The organism is Providencia sp. PROV189, assembly GCF_028480065.1.
Taxonomy (GTDB): Bacteria; Pseudomonadota; Gammaproteobacteria; order Enterobacterales; family Enterobacteriaceae; genus Providencia; species Providencia stuartii.
The window spans coordinates 113,690-130,966 of record NZ_JAMPOG010000005.1; the positions used below are offsets into that span (position 1 = coordinate 113,690).

The window sequence follows — 17,277 nt, forward strand, 5'->3', positions numbered from 1 at the left end:
AGGTCAAAAAATGAGTACGACAGCATCACAGCTTGAACGATTACTAGACATTATGGCGAAATTGCGTGATCCACAAACAGGTTGCCCGTGGGATACTCAACAAACGTTTAAAACGATTGCTCCTTATACGCTTGAAGAAACTTATGAAGTCATTGATGCCATTGAGCGTGAAGATTTTGATGACCTAAAAGGTGAATTAGGCGATTTGTTATTCCAAGTCGTGTTTTATGCGCAAATGGCGAAAGAGCAGTCACGTTTTGATTTTAATGATATTTGCCAAGCGGTTAGCGATAAACTAGAACGGCGCCACCCGCATATTTTTGACGCAGAAAATCACCCTGATAGCAGTGTTGCACTGGCAGGATGGGAAAAGCGTAAGTCTGCTGAACGTGCACAAAAGGCGCAATTTTCCATCCTTGATGATATTCCAAGCGCGCTACCTGCCTTAATGAAAGCCTATAAGATCCAAAAACGTTGTGCATCAGTGGGTTTTGATTGGGACACGTTAGGGCCTGTAGTCGACAAGGTTCGCGAAGAGCTGGATGAAGTAATGGAAGAGGCCACTCAAGTGGTTGTTGATGAGCAGCGCTTAGAAGAAGAAATTGGCGATCTACTGTTTGCGACCGTGAATTTATCACGTCATCTAGGCCATAAACCCGAAATGGCACTTAACAAGGCCTGCCAGAAGTTTGAAAAGCGTTTTCGCCAAATAGAGTCACGTCTTGCACTAGAAGGTAAAACCACAGAAACCGCAACGCTTGAGGAGATGGAACAGCATTGGCAGCAAATTAAGCTCGCGGAATAATATTTGTTTTTAATGTGTTACCTTATTTTTTAAAATAGTTAGCATCAATACACGAGGAAATATCTTCATTTCCTAGAGGATATTAAACGATAATTGGTGATATAGGAAGTCTCCTTTCTGGAGGACAAAGGCAACGAATATCGATTGCAAGAGCACTTTATCGAGAACCTAAAATTTTGTTAATGGATGAAGCGACAAGTGATTTGGATGTAGAAAATGAGCGTAAAATAACGGAGGCGATTGCCTCACTACAAATTACCCGTATTTTTGTTGCCCATCGCCCTGAAATGATAAAGTCGGCAGATAAAATTTTTAATCTGCAATTAAATCGCTGGATGTCACAATATGATTGACTATTATTGTTGCTGAAAAAGTCATCATAACTGCAAAGCAAGCTTAAGTTAACCTCATTAACATCCACTTAATACATGCTAGATTGCTGATCTTTTCTACGAGATATACGAAAAATTTCACCTAATTTAATAAAACCATCTTAGTTCACTCTAGTTTTGCTGAAAGGATTTAGCTTTTGCGAAAAATATGCTAGCCTTAGGAGGTGTTTCTGTATAGAGACACGAATTAAAGAGAGGTGAAGTGTTATGAGTGGCATCATAACGCAAATTTGCTAACCTAAAATAGGTATATGATGAGTAAACTCACATTGCTATTTTACTTTAGGGAAAACAGTTTCTACGCTGTCGTATCTCAAAAGCTATGGTAAGCAAAGTCACTTAATGGGTTAAATGGCTTGAGTGATAGCACTGTTGCTGTTTGCATGTTAATCAACCTTGTTTGGGGCTAGAAAATATTTTTTATTTTAACTAGCTGATATTAATGGAATATAGAGGAAAATTAACCTTATTATGCTTAGAACATTTGTAGCGAAATTAAGGTTCGGGTATACTGTTTTCCCGTCCTGTTATATCCATCATCTTTTAAACCTAAACTTTCAGGTTCAGCATGAAAACTAATTATATTTTTGTGACCGGCGGGGTCGTATCCTCTCTGGGTAAAGGCATTGCCGCAGCCTCTTTGGCGGCTATACTCGAAGCCCGTGGACTCAATGTCACCATTATGAAACTGGATCCGTACATCAACGTTGATCCAGGGACAATGAGCCCAACCCAACACGGGGAAGTTTTCGTTACAGAAGACGGCGCTGAAACTGACTTGGATTTAGGTCATTATGAGCGTTTCATCCGTACCAAAATGACGCGTCGCAACAACTTTACAACGGGGCGCGTTTATTCAGAAGTATTGCGCAAAGAACGTCGCGGAGACTATCTTGGCGCGACTATCCAAGTTATCCCTCATATTACCAATGAAATTAAAGACCGCATCATCCGTGGTGGTGAAGGTCATGATGTTGTTTTAGTCGAAGTTGGCGGAACAGTTGGTGATATCGAATCATTGCCATTCTTGGAAGCTATTCGTCAAATGGCGGCAGAAGTAGGGCGTGAACGCACACTCTATCTGCATCTGACTTTAGTTCCTTATTTGGCGGCAGCGGGTGAAGTGAAAACTAAACCAACTCAGCATTCTGTTAAAGAGCTGCTATCCATTGGTATTCAGCCAGATGTGCTGATCTGTCGTTCAGACCGCGTTATTCCTGCGAATGAGCGTGCCAAAATTGCACTGTTCTGTAATGTTCCTGAAAAAGCGGTTATTTCACTCAAAGACGTTGATTCCATCTACAAAATCCCTGGTATGTTGAAATCACAGGGCTTAGATGAGTATATCTGTAAGCGTTTCAATCTTGACTGCCGCGAAGCAAACCTTGCTGAATGGGAACAAGTGATTTATCAAGAAGCAAACCCTACTGGTGAAGTGACCATTGGTATGGTTGGTAAGTATGTTGAATTACCCGATGCTTATAAATCAGTTATTGAAGCTTTAAAACACGGTGGCTTGAAAAATCGCCTAACTGTGAATATCAAACTGATTGATTCACAAGATATTGAAACTCGTGGTGTTGATCTATTAAAAGGCTTAGATGCTATCCTTGTTCCGGGTGGATTCGGTGAGCGTGGTATCGAAGGTAAGATCATGACAGCGAAATATGCACGCGAAAATAAAGTGCCTTATTTAGGCATTTGTTTAGGTATGCAGGTTGCCTTGATTGAATTTGCACGTAACGTTGCCAATATGGAAGGTGCAAACTCAACTGAGTTTGATGCAAACTGTAAATACCCAGTCGTTGCGCTAATTACTGAATGGCGTGATGAAAATGGTAACCTAGAAGTGCGTTCTGAAGAGAGCGATCTTGGTGGAACCATGCGTGTTGGTGGTCAACCATGCCACTTAGTTAAAGACAGCTTGGTTCGTGATATGTATGGTGCAGATACGATTGTTGAACGTCACCGTCACCGCTATGAAGTGAATAACCTGTTGCTAAAACGCATTGAAGATGCGGGGCTAAAAGTTGCAGGTCGTTCAGTGGATAACAAACTGGTTGAAATTATTGAAAATCCAAATCACCCATGGTTTGTGGCATGCCAGTTCCACCCTGAATTCACTTCAACGCCAAGAGATGGTCACCCATTGTTTGAAGGTTTTGTTAAAGCCGCTGGTAGCTACCAGAAAGGTGAGTTGAAATAAGATATGGCGGGGTAGGCAGATGTGCCTGCTCCCCACAATTTAACTTGTACTGAGGAAAACCTAATGTCCAAAATCGTTAAAGTGATCGGTCGTGAAATCATTGATTCTCGTGGTAACCCAACTGTAGAAGCTGAAGTTCATCTAGAAGGTGGCTTTGTTGGTTTAGCAGCCGCGCCATCAGGTGCATCTACAGGTTCTCGTGAAGCACTGGAACTGCGTGATGGTGATAAATCACGTTTTCTGGGCAAAGGCGTTCTGAAAGCGGTTGCCGCTGTTAATGGCCCAATTGCAGAAGCGCTGATTGGTCAAAATGCAAAAGACCAAGCGACTATCGATAAGATCATGATTGATCTAGATGGTACTGATAACAAATCTAAATTTGGTGCGAACGCGATTTTGGCTGTGTCATTAGCTAACGCGAAAGCGGCAGCTGCGGCAAAAGGTATGCCTCTTTATGAGCATATTTCTGACCTAAACGGTACTCACGGTCAATATTCAATGCCTCTGCCAATGATGAACATCATCAATGGTGGTGAGCACGCTGACAATAACGTCGACATTCAAGAGTTCATGATCCAGCCAGTTGGTGCTTCAACACTGAAAGACGCTGTTCGCATGGGTTCTGAAATTTTCCATCACCTAGCGAAAGTACTGAAAGCTAAAGGCATGAACACCGCTGTTGGTGATGAAGGTGGTTATGCGCCAAACCTAGAATCTAACGCTGCTGCACTAGGTGCTATTAAAGAAGCTGTTGAGCAAGCTGGTTATGTATTAGGTAAAGATGTCACTCTGGCGATGGACTGTGCGGCTTCTGAGTTCTATAACAAAGAAACTGGCAACTATGAGCTAAAAGGTGAAGGTAAAACCTTTACTTCTGAAGAGTTCACTCATTATTTAGAAGGCCTGACTAAAGAGTATCCAATCGTTTCTATCGAAGATGGCTTGAACGAATCTGATTGGGATGGTTTTGCATACCAAACTAAAGTGCTTGGTGACAAAATCCAATTGGTTGGTGACGATCTGTTTGTTACAAACACTAAGATCCTCAAAGAAGGTATTGAGAAAGGCATTGCTAACTCTATCCTGATTAAATTCAACCAAATCGGTTCTTTGACTGAAACATTGGCTGCTATCAAAATGGCGAAAGATGCGGGTTACACTGCGGTTATCTCTCACCGTTCAGGTGAAACTGAAGATGCAACCATTGCAGACTTAGCGGTTGGTACTGCGGCAGGCCAAATCAAAACAGGTTCTATGAGCCGTTCTGACCGTGTTGCTAAATACAACCAATTGATCCGCATTGAAGAAGCATTGGGTGACCGTGCTCCATTCAATGGTCTGAAAGAAGTTAAAGGCCAAGCATAATTTAAGCTAGGTTGAGTTATTTCTCAAAACGGGGAGCATTGTCTTCCCGTTTTTTATTAGCCCCCATCCCCCCATTTTTTTGTTTAAATTTCTTTATCTTTTGCTAAGGAATTACACGGACTCATCATTTTTTAGATGTTCACAAAATCGATAGTTTTTTATGTATCAAATGAAAAAAGTGTTTAATTGCGCGGTACAGCTCTCAATTTTGCATCATCTACATTTGAATTTCATTCGATTAACTCTATATTCCCCATACTGTAAATAAATATTAACAAGAGCTTGGGCACTAGGATGCTGATAAGCCAATGGAGTGAATATGGATGCTTCTGAATCTCTGAAACCTTCTGTTGGGCCAACGCCATCAAATGTAAAAGGTTGGGTGATTTTAGCGGTTGATATCGTATTGCTAATTTTACTTTTAAAATATTTACCATTTGATGATAAAGCGAATGCTGGGCTTGCAATGATGGTATTTATTGGTGTGCTTTGGTTGACTGAAGCGATACACGTTACTATCACTGCATTATGTATCCCAATATTAGCGGTTGGTCTTGGTTTGATGAATACAGGCGATGCCTTGAAGTCATTTGCAAACCCAATTATTTTCCTATTTTTTGGTGGTTTTGCTTTGGCGACAGCGTTGCATATTCAAGGCCTAGACCGGCTGATCGCTAACCGTTTATTAATGGTAGCACGTGGGCGTTTATCCGTAGCCGTGGTGTTGCTATTTGGTGTAACGGCACTGCTATCAATGTGGATTAGTAACACGGCAACAGCCGCGATGATGCTACCCCTTGTGTTAGGTATCCTTTCTAATTTGGATGCGCGTCATGAACGTAACACCTTCGTGTTTGTTCTATTAGGTGTTGCTTATAGTGCGAGTATTGGTGGTTTAGGTACCATTGTTGGTAGTCCACCAAACGCAATCGCAGCTTCTGCACTTGGCTTGGATTTCTTGTCATGGATGAAATATGGCATTCCAATTATGGTTGTGCTGTTACCAATGATGTTTGTGCTGATGTTTATGATGCTACGTCCAAATTTGAAGCATCGCTTTGAATTAGAGCTAGAGCATGTGGAATGGAATGGTAAACGTATCACAGCGATGTGCATCTTTCTTATCGCGGTGCTGTGCTGGATCACTAGTACATTTATCAGTAAAGCATTAGGTGGCGTTAAAGATCTGGATACGATTATTGCCGTAAGTGCAGCAATCCTTATCGGGGTAACTGGTGTTGCGAGCTGGGCGCAAATCCAGAAAAACACGGAATGGGGCGTATTGATGCTGTTCGGTGGTGGTTTAACACTGAGCGCTATTCTAAGTTCGTCAGGTGCAAGTAAGATTATGGCTGACTGGATGCAAATGACTTTTGGTCAAAGCCATTGGTTCGTCATTATCTTAGCGGTCACTACGTTTATCATTATCTTAACGGAATTTACAAGTAATACAGCGAGTGCGGCGTTGTTAGTACCTATTTTTGCTACCGTAGCTGAAGCATTGGGCATGCCTGTTATGGCATTGACGATGATTATTGGTATTGGTGCATCTTGTGCCTTTATGCTACCAGTGGCAACACCGCCAAATGCTATTGTCTTTGGTTCTGGTTATATCAAGCAGATCGAGATGGTGCGTGTTGGTGCAGTGTTAAACGTTGCTTGTATTATTGTGATATCACTATTTGCTTGGTTCTTCTGGTTGTAATTCGAGTCAGTCATAACCGCAAAGTGATTGGAGGCCTCATATTGATGAGGCCTCCAGCTATTTAGCCCCGCTCGGCTTAAGGTAATAGTCAAAGAGTAAAGGAATAAAATGGCATTTTATACTCAATGATTATTCGACAGTTTGTCTCACCAACTCTTGCTGGTTGCTGCCAAGGCGTAATCGTCCTGTAAGGGCAAACTGGCTATCCCCCTGTAAAGAAAAGTTCATCGCTTCAATGAGACCTTTTATATCAATCTTATTTTGTGGACACATAAAGCTGTCCTTACATTGATATCGATGGCTTTCGAGTAAAATAGAACGCCCCGTCAGTTTACCATTTTCACTTAGTTCGAATTGACTCCCTTCACTATGCAGTGTTGTTGCTTTGTATTTTGCTCCTGAAACCAGTAGACCTTCACGAATAGAGAGAGAAGCATTACCTGAGCTACTTAGATAGTTTTGGACGGCAGAGGTGATGTTGACTGCATTTTGTAGTTTTATACGGTCAGCGAATACATTGATTTTAGATAACTGTATAGGATTAGCTTGTTGTTGATTAATGGTGACTTGGCTACCGGGAGAGACGGTAAATTTTAATTGGCTATAGTCTTTTAATGGTTTCGGTAGCAGTTTTTTGGGATCTGTTTTGTCTTTAATAAACTGTCTTTCAAAATTCCCTGCGACCAATGATAGGCTAGCAATATTGCTTGCAGAGCCGTTGTTCCATGTAATGCCATTAGGATTAGCAATGACTAAGTTGGCTGTTTGGCCTTTTATACCAATAACTCCTTGAATATTTGTAGCTTCGCTCCCGGTCACTTCGGCAAGGATCATTTTAGCGGCTTTCCCACCGAGAGCGCTATTGTCGCTGATATCATTATTAAATACTAAACCATGTTCATTAGAAGAGAGTGTTTCAAAGCGGTTAAATGAAATATGGTTCTCTAATGGAGCGGTAATATTGATGACTTTGGCTTGAGTTGTGTTGGTGGATGCGATTGCGTAGTGGTAAAAGGTAAATAAAAATAACGAGGTAATACAACGATAACGTAGTTGCATGGTGATGCTCCTTGCGATGAAAGATCCTATAAATTTAATTAAAGTATATCGGTAAAAGAAAGCGGTTAACCATATCAAAAAATATGGGGAGATAATCAAAAACAAAAAGAGTGAACATATAATAAATAAATTATTGCTTTGATTTAATAAGAGATATTTAACTTAAGGGTATGTAAGGTGAGATTGTAAACAATGACTATCAGTAGAGCCGCAAAGATACCTATTTCAATTAAGCGTTAATTTAAATGAATAATAATGATTATTTGGTGTTTAGTATCTCTTGTGGTATCGAATGGCATCGACTGCGTCAGGCGTTATAGGGAAGGGAAGAATAATGTCACGCTTAAGCTGACAAGTAATGCATTAAAAAGGGCCACTGTTGTGGCCCTTAGCGATTATTTTAGCTGAATATAATTATTCGGCTTTTTTGACTGGATGAGCATGCTCAAGCTCTTCTGTTTTTCCTGCAAAGCGGCGACGGATCACCACGTAGAATACAGGAACGAAGAAGATAGCCAGTGAGGTTGCAGCGAACATACCACCCAGAACGCCTGTACCAACGGAGTTCTGGGCTGCTGAACCTGCACCATTACTGAATACCAGTGGGATAACACCTAACATAAAGGCCAGTGATGTCATCAGAATGGGTCGTAAACGCATTTTCACAGCTTCTAATGTCGCTTCAACTAATCCTTTGCCTTCTTTTTCCATCAAGTCTTTGGCGAATTCAACAATCAATATTGCGTTCTTCGCCGACAGACCAATGGTTGTTAAGAGGCCCACCTTGAAGTAAACGTCGTTTGACAGTCCACGAACGGAGGTAAACAGTAATGCACCGATAATACCCAATGGAACAACCAACATAACAGAGAATGGTACAGACCAGCTCTCATATAGGGCTGCCAGACATAGGAAGACAACAATCAGTGAGATAGCATACAGGGCAGGTGCCTGGTTACCAGACAAACGTTCCTGATATGACATACCTGTCCACTCATAACCAATCCCTTTCGGTAGGTTTTCAGTTGTCAGTTTTTCCATCATCAGCATAGCATCACCCGTACTTTGACCAAATGCTGCTTGCCCTTGAATGTTCATTGAAGGAACACCGTTATAACGCTCTAAACGCGGTGAACCATATTTCCAAGGATCTTGAGATTCATCCAAGAAGGCAGAGAATGGCACCATGTTCCCTTCGGCATTTCGAACATACAATGAACTAATATCCGAAGGTAGCATACGGCTTTCTGCATCACCTTGTACGTAAACTTTCTTAACACGACCACGGTCGATAAAGTCGTTTACATAAGTACCACCGAAAATTGAACTAAGCGTTGCATTGATATCTGCAATAGCGACACCTTGTGCTTGCGCTTTTTGTTGATCAATATAGATACGGTATTGTGATGTATCATCTTGCCCGTTAGGACGAACACCTTGCAAAATTTCAGGGTGTTGAGCCGCTAAACCAAGTAACTGGTTACGTGCCGCCATTAAGGCATCATGTCCTAAGTTACCTTGGTCAACCAATTCAAAGTCAAAGCCGTTGGCCGTACCTAACTCAACAATAGCAGGTAGGTTAAAGGCGTAAATCAATGCTTCTTGCTTTTGTGATAGTGCAGCGTTTGCACGACCCACAATCGCTTCAACGTGGTTTTCATCGCCTTTACGTTCACTCCAATTCTTCAGAACCACGAATGCGAGACCCATGTTTTGGCCTTGACCCGCGAAACTGAATCCACCCACGGTAAAGACAGACTCAACGTTACGTTCTTCTTTGGTATGGAAGTAAGTGTTAACTTCATCCAGTACAGCTTGTGTTTGCTCTTGCGTTGATCCTGGTGGTAATTGAACCATCGCTAAGAATACCCCTTGGTCTTCTTCTGGTAAGAATGAAGAAGGAAGGCGGATAAACATTAACGCCATACCTGCCACTAATACGAGATAAATGAGCAAGTAACGGCCTGTACCATTCAACATGCGGCTAACACTATCAGTATAGTGGTGTGCTTGCTTTTCGAATGTACGGTTAAACCAGCCGAAGAACCCTTTTTGGCTACCATGACTGCCTTTTTTAATTGGCTTTAATATAGTGGCACAAAGTGCAGGGGTTAAGATCATTGCAACCAGTACCGATAAGATCATGGCTGAAACGATGGTAATGGAGAACTGACGGTAAATTGCACCTGTTGAGCCACCGAAGAAGGCCATTGGAACAAATACCGCGGACAGTACCATGGCGATACCCACCAACGCACCTTGAATTTGCCCCATGGACTTCTTGGTTGCTTCTTTTGGTGATAAACCTTCTTCTTGCATAACACGTTCAACGTTTTCAACCACAACGATGGCGTCATCCACGAGAAGACCGATAGCGAGTACCATCGCAAACATGGTTAAGGTGTTGATCGAGTATCCAAATGCGGCCAAGACGGCAAATGTTCCCAACAAGACGACAGGAACCGCAATTGTTGGTATCAATGTGGCACGAATGTTCTGTAAGAACAGATACATTACTACAACAACCAGCATGATTGCTTCAACGAGCGTTTTAACAACTTCGTTAATCGAAATCTTAACGAATGGCGTTGTATCATATGGATAAACAATTTCTAACCCTTCAGGGAAGAATGGTTCCATATTCGCTAGTGCTGCACGGACATTGTTCGCCGTATCCAGCGCGTTAGCGCCCGTCGCTAGCTTAATACCGATACCTGCTGCGGCTTTACCATTAAATCGGGCAATGGTGCTGTAGTTTTCAGCGCCAAGTTCAACCGTTGCTACATCTTTTAAACGTACTTGAGAACCGTCTTTATTGACTCGTAAGAGGATATTGGCGAATTCTTCAGGGTTGTTTAAACGGGTTTGTGCAATGATAGAAACGTTCAAGCGTTGGCCTGCAACTGGAGGTGTTCCCCCTAATTGACCTGCCGCCACTTGGTTGTTTTGTACTTTAATTGCATTGATAACATCGGTTGTTGTCATGTTGTACTTAACGAGCATTTCTGGTTTTAACCAGATACGCATCGCATATGGCGTACCAAACAACTGTGTTTCACCAACACCATTAACACGGCTAAGTGGGTCTTTAATATTAGAGCCAACGTAGTCGGCAATATCATATTGTCCCATTGAGCCATCGGCAGAAACGAAGCCGGCTACCATTAAGAATGAGCTGGTAGATTTATCAACGCTAATACCTTGTTGCTGTACTTCTTGGGGAAGTAATGGCATCGCGAGCTGAAGTTTGTTTTGCACTTGAACCTGTGCAATGTCGCCATCCGTACCGGCTTCAAACGTCAGCATGATATTAGCAGAACCTGATGAATCACTGGTTGATGACATATACACCAAGTTATCGATACCATTCATATTCTGTTCGATAACCTGAGTCACTGTGTTCTGTACCGTCGATGCATCGGCGCCCGGATAGTTTGCCGAGATAGAAACAGACGGCGGTGCAATGGTCGGATACTGTGCCACAGGTAACTTGATAATTGCCAACAGACCAGCAAGCATAGTAATAATAGCAATTACCCATGCAAAAATTGGTCTTTCTATAAAAAACTTAGGCATTAATCAACCGCTCCCTTACTTAGACTTTTGTTCAGGTTGTGCCTGATTGTCTATAGATTGCGCTTCTAAATTAGCTTCCTTAGGAACGACAACAAGACCTGGTTTGATTTTTTGGAGGCCAATCACAATAACGCGATCGCCATCTTGCAAACCATCAGTGACTAGCCATTTGTTGCCTACAGCTTGTGCTGTTTTTACTTTTCGGACTTCAACTTTATCGTCTTTACCTACCACCATGACTTGAGCGTCACCTTGTGGAGTACGAGCCAAACCTTGTTGAGGAACCAAAATCGCTTTTTCCATGACACCATCTTCTAAGATAGCGCGCACAAACATTCCTGGCATAAGCTCTTTATTTGGGTTCGGGAAGACTGCTCTCATTGTGATTGAACCTGTTGTTTCATCCACAGTGACATCAGAGAATTCCAGAGCACCTTTTTGGGCATACTCTTGGCCATTATTAATGACTAAGCTCACAGGGGCTTTGCCCGGCTCTTTTTGTAGAGCGCCTTTTTCTATCTCGTTACGTAGACGCAAGAAATCTTCACTGGATTGCGTCACATCAACATAGATAGGGTCAAGCTGTTGAACTCGCATCAACTCAGTGGCTTGACCAGAAGAAACTAAAGCACCTTCGGTGACATTTGATTTCCCCGTGCGACCACTGATTGGCGCAGTAACTTTGGTATAGTTCAGATTAATACGCGCAGTTTCAACGGCAGCTTCTGCTGCTTTCACAGCCGCTAAAGCTTGTGCATAAGTTGATGTTGCCTGATCGTATTCTTGCTGACTAATGTAATTAGTACCTAAAAGTGGCTTGTAGCGTTTTACCGTCAAACCGGCCAAATTTGCATTAGCTTGCGCTTTAGCAAGTTCAGCTTTCGCACTATCATAAGTGGCTTGGAAAGGCGCTGGATCTATCTGATATAAAGACGTTCCGGCCTCAACATCGCTACCTTCTTTGTAGTTACGTTTGAGTATAATGCCACTTACCTGTGGACGGACCTCTGCGACACGATATGCGGATGTACGTCCAGGTAATTCGGTCTTGATAGTCAGAGGTTCGGCTTTTAGCGTAACAATTCCTACTTCAGGCGCCGGGCGTTCACCGCCACCTTTCTGTTCATCGTTACAACCTGATAAAGCTAAGCCACCTGAAAGAACCAACAGAGCCAGAGGTAACACCCCTCTGTTTTTTCGCATAAGTTAACCTCAATTAATCAACATGAGTAAAAAACAATATAAGAAAAATGGTAAACAATAAGATTTATCACTATGCTATAGTACAAACATACACGAATGTATGTAAATCAGCTTTGTCGATAAACGAGTTACAATGGCACGAAAAACTAAACAACAGGCCGAAGAAACCCGTCAGGAAATTTTAGATGCTGCCATCAAAACCTTTTCTGAACGAGGTGTATCGGCGACATCTTTAGCCGATATTGCCAAATCCGCTGGTGTGACCCGCGGAGCGATATACTGGCATTTCAAAAATAAAGTCGACCTATTCCACCAAGCTTGTGAGTTTAGTGACAGTCAAATACAACAGGCCGAAAATTATTATCGTTTGAAGTATAGTAATGATCCACTGGCAATTCTAAAAGAAATTTTAGTTTATATTTTGACAGATTTTATTGAAAGCCCTAAAAATCGCGCTTTGATGGATATTCTGTTCCACAAGTGTGAATTGGTAGGGGATATGGCGGCCATTGTTGATTTAAAAAAAGAGAATTACGTTGCTAGCCATCATCGTATCATTGAACTCCTACGCCATTGTGTTGAAGCAGGGCAACTCCCAGCTAATCTCGATTTAGAGTGTGGGGCAATTATGATCCGCGCCATGATGGCTGGGTTACTTGAAAACTGGTTATTGCAGCCTGATAGTTTTAAGATACATAAACGTACGGAAATATTGGTGGAAACGATGCTAGAAACATTGAAATACAGTCCATCATTACGCGTAAAAACGGATCAGACTGAATAACCGGAGAAAATACCATGTCATCAATTTTGATTATTGCTAATGGCGCCCCTTATGGTAATGAAACTTTATTTAACTCATTACGTTTGGCGATTACACTCAAAGAGCAGCACCCACAAACAGAACTGAAAGTGTTTTTAATGTCAGATGCGGTTACAGCGGGTCTTAAGGGGCAAAAGCCGAAAGAAGGTTATAATATTCAACAGATGTTGGAAATTCTAACGGCACAGCAAGTGGCGGTGAAATTATGCAAAACCTGCACAGATGCACGTGGTGTGAGTGAACTTCCCTTAGCCGATGGCGTGGAAATTGGCACTTTAGTTGAACTTGCAGCTTGGACATTAGAAGCAGATAAGGTTCTGACATTTTAAAAATATAATGTGCTGTTAACAAAAGTTAGCAGTACATTATTGACTCAACAAGATACAAAAAACCTTTTATGGGTTCATCCATGCAGACGACTAAATATCAATGGGTTCAGCAATTCATCATGATTTGCGCACTCTTTATGTTGCTTTTTTCTGGCTATAGCCATGCGGTGGTAAATAGCTCTCTTCCAAATAAAAATGATATTCAAAATAAACTGAATACATTAAATAAAAAAAGCCATCCTAGTGCTGAAGATAAACTGGCTATTGCAGATATTGAAAAGTCGCTGGGTTTTTATGATGAGTTAAACAAACTTGATAGCAAGTCGGATGAACTGCAAAAAAGTCTAGATAGAGCGGGTGAAGATGCAAAGCATGCTGTTCGTGCTTTGCAGCAGCTTAAAAAGAGTAGCGAAGAAGATGCACTGAATTTTGCTAATAGCATCAAAAACATTCCCCAAAGTCAGCTGGAAACTATGCTCAGTAATACCTTAGAGCAGCTACAAGCAGAGCAAAATGATTTGGCTAGCTATAATAGCTATTTAATTAGTTTGCAAACTCAGCCTGAAAGGGCGCAAACCATCATGTTGGAGAATGCTCGTCGGTTACAAGAAATTCGCAATGAATTAAATAATGTATTTAATGACTCGGCAAAGTTACGCGATACGCAAATTGAGCTACTGCAAATAGAGCAGAATTATTTGCAACAACAAAACGAATATCAAAAGCGGGTATTACAAGGCAATACTCAGTTGCAAGAAGTATTACAAAAGCAACGTGACTATACGATTTTTTATATCGAACAACTTGAAAAACGGATTGAATTGCTTCAATCCTATATCAGTGATAAACGGCTTAATGACTCTGAAGCAACAGCAAGAGAAGCACAAACCTCCACTGAAAGCGATTTACAACTAAAACAAAACCCATTAATTCAAAAAGAATTAGCGATGAATAATGCCCTGAGTGAGCGCTTGATTGAAGTCACTCAAGGAAATAACCGCATGGTACAAAATAGCATTCGCGTGAAAGCGTGGCTAGAACGAGCAACGCAATCAGAACGCAACTTGAAAGAGCAAATTAATGTCCTACGTGGAAGCCTATTGTTATCGCGTATTTTATTCCAGCAACAAATTGACCTTCCTGATGATATTTTAACCAAAAATCTGCCTAATACGATTGCTGATTTACGTCTGGAGCAGTTTGACGTTAATCAACAACGTGACGCTTTATACCAAGTGAATAATTATATTGCGAATATAGAAAAGCAATTAGCAGAAAAATCAGGCGCTGAGCAAGGTCATAGCCAATTACTTTCCACAGAAGATAAAGAGGCATTAACGAAGCTGCTGGATGTAAGGCGTGAATTACTAGATGAATTAAACCTGCAATTAGGTAACCAAATTTCTCAGGCCATTAATTTGCAGCTCGACCAAAAACAGTTATTGAGTGTAGTGAGTTCACTGGAACATACGTTGGCGCAACAAATTTTCTGGGTAAACAGTAATAAGCCGATCGACCTTACTTGGGTCAGTGCATTTCCAGAAGCGGCAACACAACAAATCAATAATTTTGATTTTAGCCTGTCAAAAGGCAGCATCAAAAAAGGAATAACAAACTCATTATTTGTCGTTGTTCCACTGCTATTATTAGCGTTAGTGTTTGTTTGGTTATACCACAAAATTTCGGCTCGCCTACAACAGATAAATCAAAGCTTATCTAGCTTAAGGCAAGATAGTTTATTAAATACGCCATTCGCGCTGTTCTTGACTCTTTTGCAAACCTTACCGACGGCGTTAGTGCTGGTGGCTTTAGGTTACTGGTTTTTAAAAACAGGTAATGTTCAAGGTGAATTTGTTTGGGCGCTCTGTTTGCAATTAGCCACTTTTTGGGTGTTATTTGAATTAACTTGGCGTGTGTTAAAACCCAAAGGAATTGCAGAAAAACATTTTGGTATTGACCCCAAATTTGCTGCACAAACACGGCGTCGAGTAACGCGTCTGTCACTGCCTTTATTGCCATTAATTTATTTTTCTACGTATGGGGTGATTAATCCTCTAAAAGTTTCTGAAGACGTGATTGGGCAATTAATTGTTTTATTGTCATTGTTGATGCTGTTTATTTTTACATTGCCATTTTGCAAACATATTTGGAAAGAGAAGGGCAGCCATTTAACGCGTTCAGTAGTGATAACAATATTAACGTTCTCGCCTTTGGTATTGATTGGTTTAATGATGGCTGGGTACTACTATACAACGTTGCGTCTTGCTAATCGTTGGTTAGATAGCCTGTATTTATTGCTGCTTTGGTATATCACTTATAATGCGTGTTTACGTGGTCTAACATTAGTGGCTCGGAAACTCGCTTATCAACGCGCAATTGAGCGTCGTAAAGCACAAAACCAAGAGGAGAGTGAGAACGAGCCAATTAAAGAGCCACCAATGACGATTGAGCTTATTAGCCAACAATCATTGCGCTTAACCACAATGGTCTTGTTTATTATCTTTGCATTAGGTTTTTATGCCATTTGGTCTGATTTCATTACTATTTTCTCATTTTTAGATAGTGTTGATTTATGGCATTACACAGCAACGACCGCCGAAGGTAGCAATACCTTACAGTCGGTGACCTTAGCAAACTTATTATTGGCTATGGTGATTATTGTGGTGGCATGGATCATGACTCGTAACTTACCGGGATTATTAGAGGTTTTAGTATTATCACGGTTAAAATTACGTCAAGGCTCAACCTACGCGATCACGACAATTTTAACTTACATTATTGTCGGGATCGGGGCGATAACTTCTCTAGGTATGCTAGGTATCACATGGAGCAAATTGCAATGGTTAGCGGCCGCATTAACGGTTGGTTTAGGTTTTGGTTTGCAGGAAATCTTTGCTAACTTTGTTTCCGGGATCATTTTGTTATTTGAGCGCCCGATCCGTATTGGCGATACCGTGACTATCGGCACCTACTCAGGTACGGTGAGTAAGATCCGTATTCGAGCAACAACCATAATTGATTTTGATCGCAAAGAAGTGATCATCCCAAATAAAGCATTTGTAACGGAACGCCTAATTAACTGGTCGCTTTCAGATACCGTCACGCGGATCACGGTTGCACTTGGTGTGGCATACGGCTCTGATCTCGATAAAGTGAAACAAGTGCTACTTAATGCGGCGACATCGAATAGTAAGGTGATGACAGATCCTGCACCAGCGGTATATTTCACAGGATTTGGGGCGAGCACCTTAGATCATGAATTGCGTTTTTATGTACGCCAAATTGGTGATAGAGGAACGACCAGCGATGAAGTACACCGTGCAATCGACAGGTTATGCCGTGAAAACGATATCAATATCGCCTTTAACCAACTAGAAGTTCACCTTCATAATGACCAAGGTGAAGTGATCCAAGAAATTAAGCGTGACCCAAATTTAAAGAAAGGGGATAACGATTAACACGGTTTAGTCATCGGTTAAACAGGTTGCTTCGGCAGCCTGTTTGACTAAATAGTCATGTTTTACAATTTCAAGGGCTTTGAGAACAATATCAGTTTCAATATCTGATGTTTCAAGTAAGTAGATTAAATCAACAGCAAGCTGTGTTTCTTTTGGGGCATCTTTTAAAGAATCCATTCTGACTCCTTATTATTGACAGCGGGCTATTATGATACGAATTTTTTGCTATTTATATATTGATAGATATTAAATTTTTATCGAAATGTGAGCAAGTTGATATTATTTAATGATAACGGTGATGATTTTCACTGTAAAACATGAACAGATATTGAGCATATTTATCATGGTATATGAAT

At 41.3% G+C, this 17,277-nt stretch carries 11 protein-coding genes and 1 pseudogene; 8 read left to right on the forward strand and 4 right to left on the reverse strand.

Translation table 11 applies throughout. The annotated features are described in order from the left end of the window. Positions 1–10: 10 nt before the first annotated feature. From mazG to PR833_RS04605, 5 genes and pseudogenes are all read left to right on the forward strand, one after another. Positions 11–805, forward strand: coding sequence for a nucleoside triphosphate pyrophosphohydrolase (gene mazG, locus PR833_RS04585; protein WP_272525917.1), 795 nt, complete (start codon positions 11–13; stop codon positions 803–805). 38 nt (positions 806–843) lie between these two features. Further along, a pseudogene (locus tag PR833_RS04590) lies at positions 844–1,158 on the forward strand (ATP-binding cassette domain-containing protein); the annotation flags it as partial. Between the two features lie 607 nt (positions 1,159–1,765). Next, positions 1,766–3,403 carry a glutamine hydrolyzing CTP synthase gene (pyrG, locus tag PR833_RS04595; protein WP_004922482.1) on the forward strand — a complete coding sequence of 546 codons (1,638 nt, stop codon included), beginning with the start codon at positions 1,766–1,768 and terminating at the stop codon, positions 3,401–3,403. Between the two features lie 63 nt (positions 3,404–3,466). Then, the gene (gene eno, locus PR833_RS04600; RefSeq protein WP_004922479.1) at positions 3,467–4,768 is read left to right on the forward strand and encodes a phosphopyruvate hydratase; all 1,302 of its coding nucleotides are present in this window, start codon (positions 3,467–3,469) and stop codon (positions 4,766–4,768) included. A gap of 319 nt (positions 4,769–5,087) precedes the next feature. Next, on the forward strand, positions 5,088–6,473 hold the full coding sequence (locus tag PR833_RS04605) for a DASS family sodium-coupled anion symporter (protein ID WP_004922475.1): 1,386 nt from the start codon (positions 5,088–5,090) through the stop codon (positions 6,471–6,473). Between the two features lie 129 nt (positions 6,474–6,602). Here the strand turns inward: PR833_RS04605 and PR833_RS04610 are convergent, their stop codons facing one another. From PR833_RS04610 to PR833_RS04620, 3 genes are all read right to left on the reverse strand, one after another. Further along, complete coding sequence (locus PR833_RS04610; protein ID WP_014656561.1) at positions 6,603–7,532, reverse strand: two-partner secretion domain-containing protein; 930 nt, start codon at positions 7,530–7,532, stop codon at positions 6,603–6,605. Between the two features lie 414 nt (positions 7,533–7,946). After that, positions 7,947–11,108 (reverse strand): efflux RND transporter permease subunit, encoded by a 3,162-nt coding sequence (locus tag PR833_RS04615; RefSeq protein ID WP_004922465.1) that lies wholly within the window; start codon positions 11,106–11,108, stop codon positions 7,947–7,949. A 15-nt stretch (positions 11,109–11,123) separates the two neighbouring features. Further along, on the reverse strand, positions 11,124–12,311 hold the full coding sequence (locus PR833_RS04620; protein ID WP_004922461.1) for an efflux RND transporter periplasmic adaptor subunit: 1,188 nt from the start codon (positions 12,309–12,311) through the stop codon (positions 11,124–11,126). Between the two features lie 133 nt (positions 12,312–12,444). On the opposite strand from PR833_RS04620, the gene acrR reads away from it, so the two are divergent. The 3 genes from acrR to mscK all read left to right on the forward strand — a co-directional run bounded on the left by acrR (position 12,445) and on the right by mscK (position 16,921). Next, positions 12,445–13,095, forward strand: coding sequence for a multidrug efflux transporter transcriptional repressor AcrR (gene acrR, locus PR833_RS04625; protein WP_060560836.1), 651 nt, complete (start codon positions 12,445–12,447; stop codon positions 13,093–13,095). Between the two features lie 14 nt (positions 13,096–13,109). Beyond that, complete coding sequence (locus tag PR833_RS04630; protein WP_004922455.1) at positions 13,110–13,463, forward strand: DsrE/DsrF/TusD sulfur relay family protein; 354 nt, start codon at positions 13,110–13,112, stop codon at positions 13,461–13,463. An 80-nt stretch (positions 13,464–13,543) separates the two neighbouring features. Next, on the forward strand, positions 13,544–16,921 hold the full coding sequence (gene mscK / locus PR833_RS04635; protein WP_272525918.1) for a mechanosensitive channel MscK: 3,378 nt from the start codon (positions 13,544–13,546) through the stop codon (positions 16,919–16,921). Between the two features lie 6 nt (positions 16,922–16,927). Here mscK and PR833_RS04640 read toward each other — a convergent pair whose 3' ends face one another. Next, complete coding sequence (locus PR833_RS04640) at positions 16,928–17,098, reverse strand: DUF2496 domain-containing protein (protein ID WP_014656559.1); 171 nt, start codon at positions 17,096–17,098, stop codon at positions 16,928–16,930. Between the last annotated feature and the right edge of the window lie 179 nt (positions 17,099–17,277).

What these genes read in the sequence shown, in the direction of transcription:
- pyrG (WP_004922482.1), top strand. Translation starts at nt 1,766, where the DNA reads ATGAAAACTAATTATATTTTTGTGACCGGCGGGGTCGTATCCTCTCTG.
- PR833_RS04610 (WP_014656561.1), bottom strand. Translation starts at nt 7,532, where the DNA reads ATGCAACTACGTTATCGTTGTATTACCTCGTTATTTTTATTTACCTTT.
- eno (WP_004922479.1), top strand. Translation starts at nt 3,467, where the DNA reads ATGTCCAAAATCGTTAAAGTGATCGGTCGTGAAATCATTGATTCTCGT.
- PR833_RS04630 (WP_004922455.1), top strand. Translation starts at nt 13,110, where the DNA reads ATGTCATCAATTTTGATTATTGCTAATGGCGCCCCTTATGGTAATGAA.
- PR833_RS04605 (WP_004922475.1), top strand. Translation starts at nt 5,088, where the DNA reads ATGGATGCTTCTGAATCTCTGAAACCTTCTGTTGGGCCAACGCCATCA.
- PR833_RS04620 (WP_004922461.1), bottom strand. Translation starts at nt 12,311, where the DNA reads ATGCGAAAAAACAGAGGGGTGTTACCTCTGGCTCTGTTGGTTCTTTCA.
- mscK (WP_272525918.1), top strand. Translation starts at nt 13,544, where the DNA reads ATGCAGACGACTAAATATCAATGGGTTCAGCAATTCATCATGATTTGC.
- PR833_RS04640 (WP_014656559.1), bottom strand. Translation starts at nt 17,098, where the DNA reads ATGGATTCTTTAAAAGATGCCCCAAAAGAAACACAGCTTGCTGTTGAT.
- acrR (WP_060560836.1), top strand. Translation starts at nt 12,445, where the DNA reads ATGGCACGAAAAACTAAACAACAGGCCGAAGAAACCCGTCAGGAAATT.
- PR833_RS04615 (WP_004922465.1), bottom strand. Translation starts at nt 11,108, where the DNA reads ATGCCTAAGTTTTTTATAGAAAGACCAATTTTTGCATGGGTAATTGCT.
- mazG (WP_272525917.1), top strand. Translation starts at nt 11, where the DNA reads ATGAGTACGACAGCATCACAGCTTGAACGATTACTAGACATTATGGCG.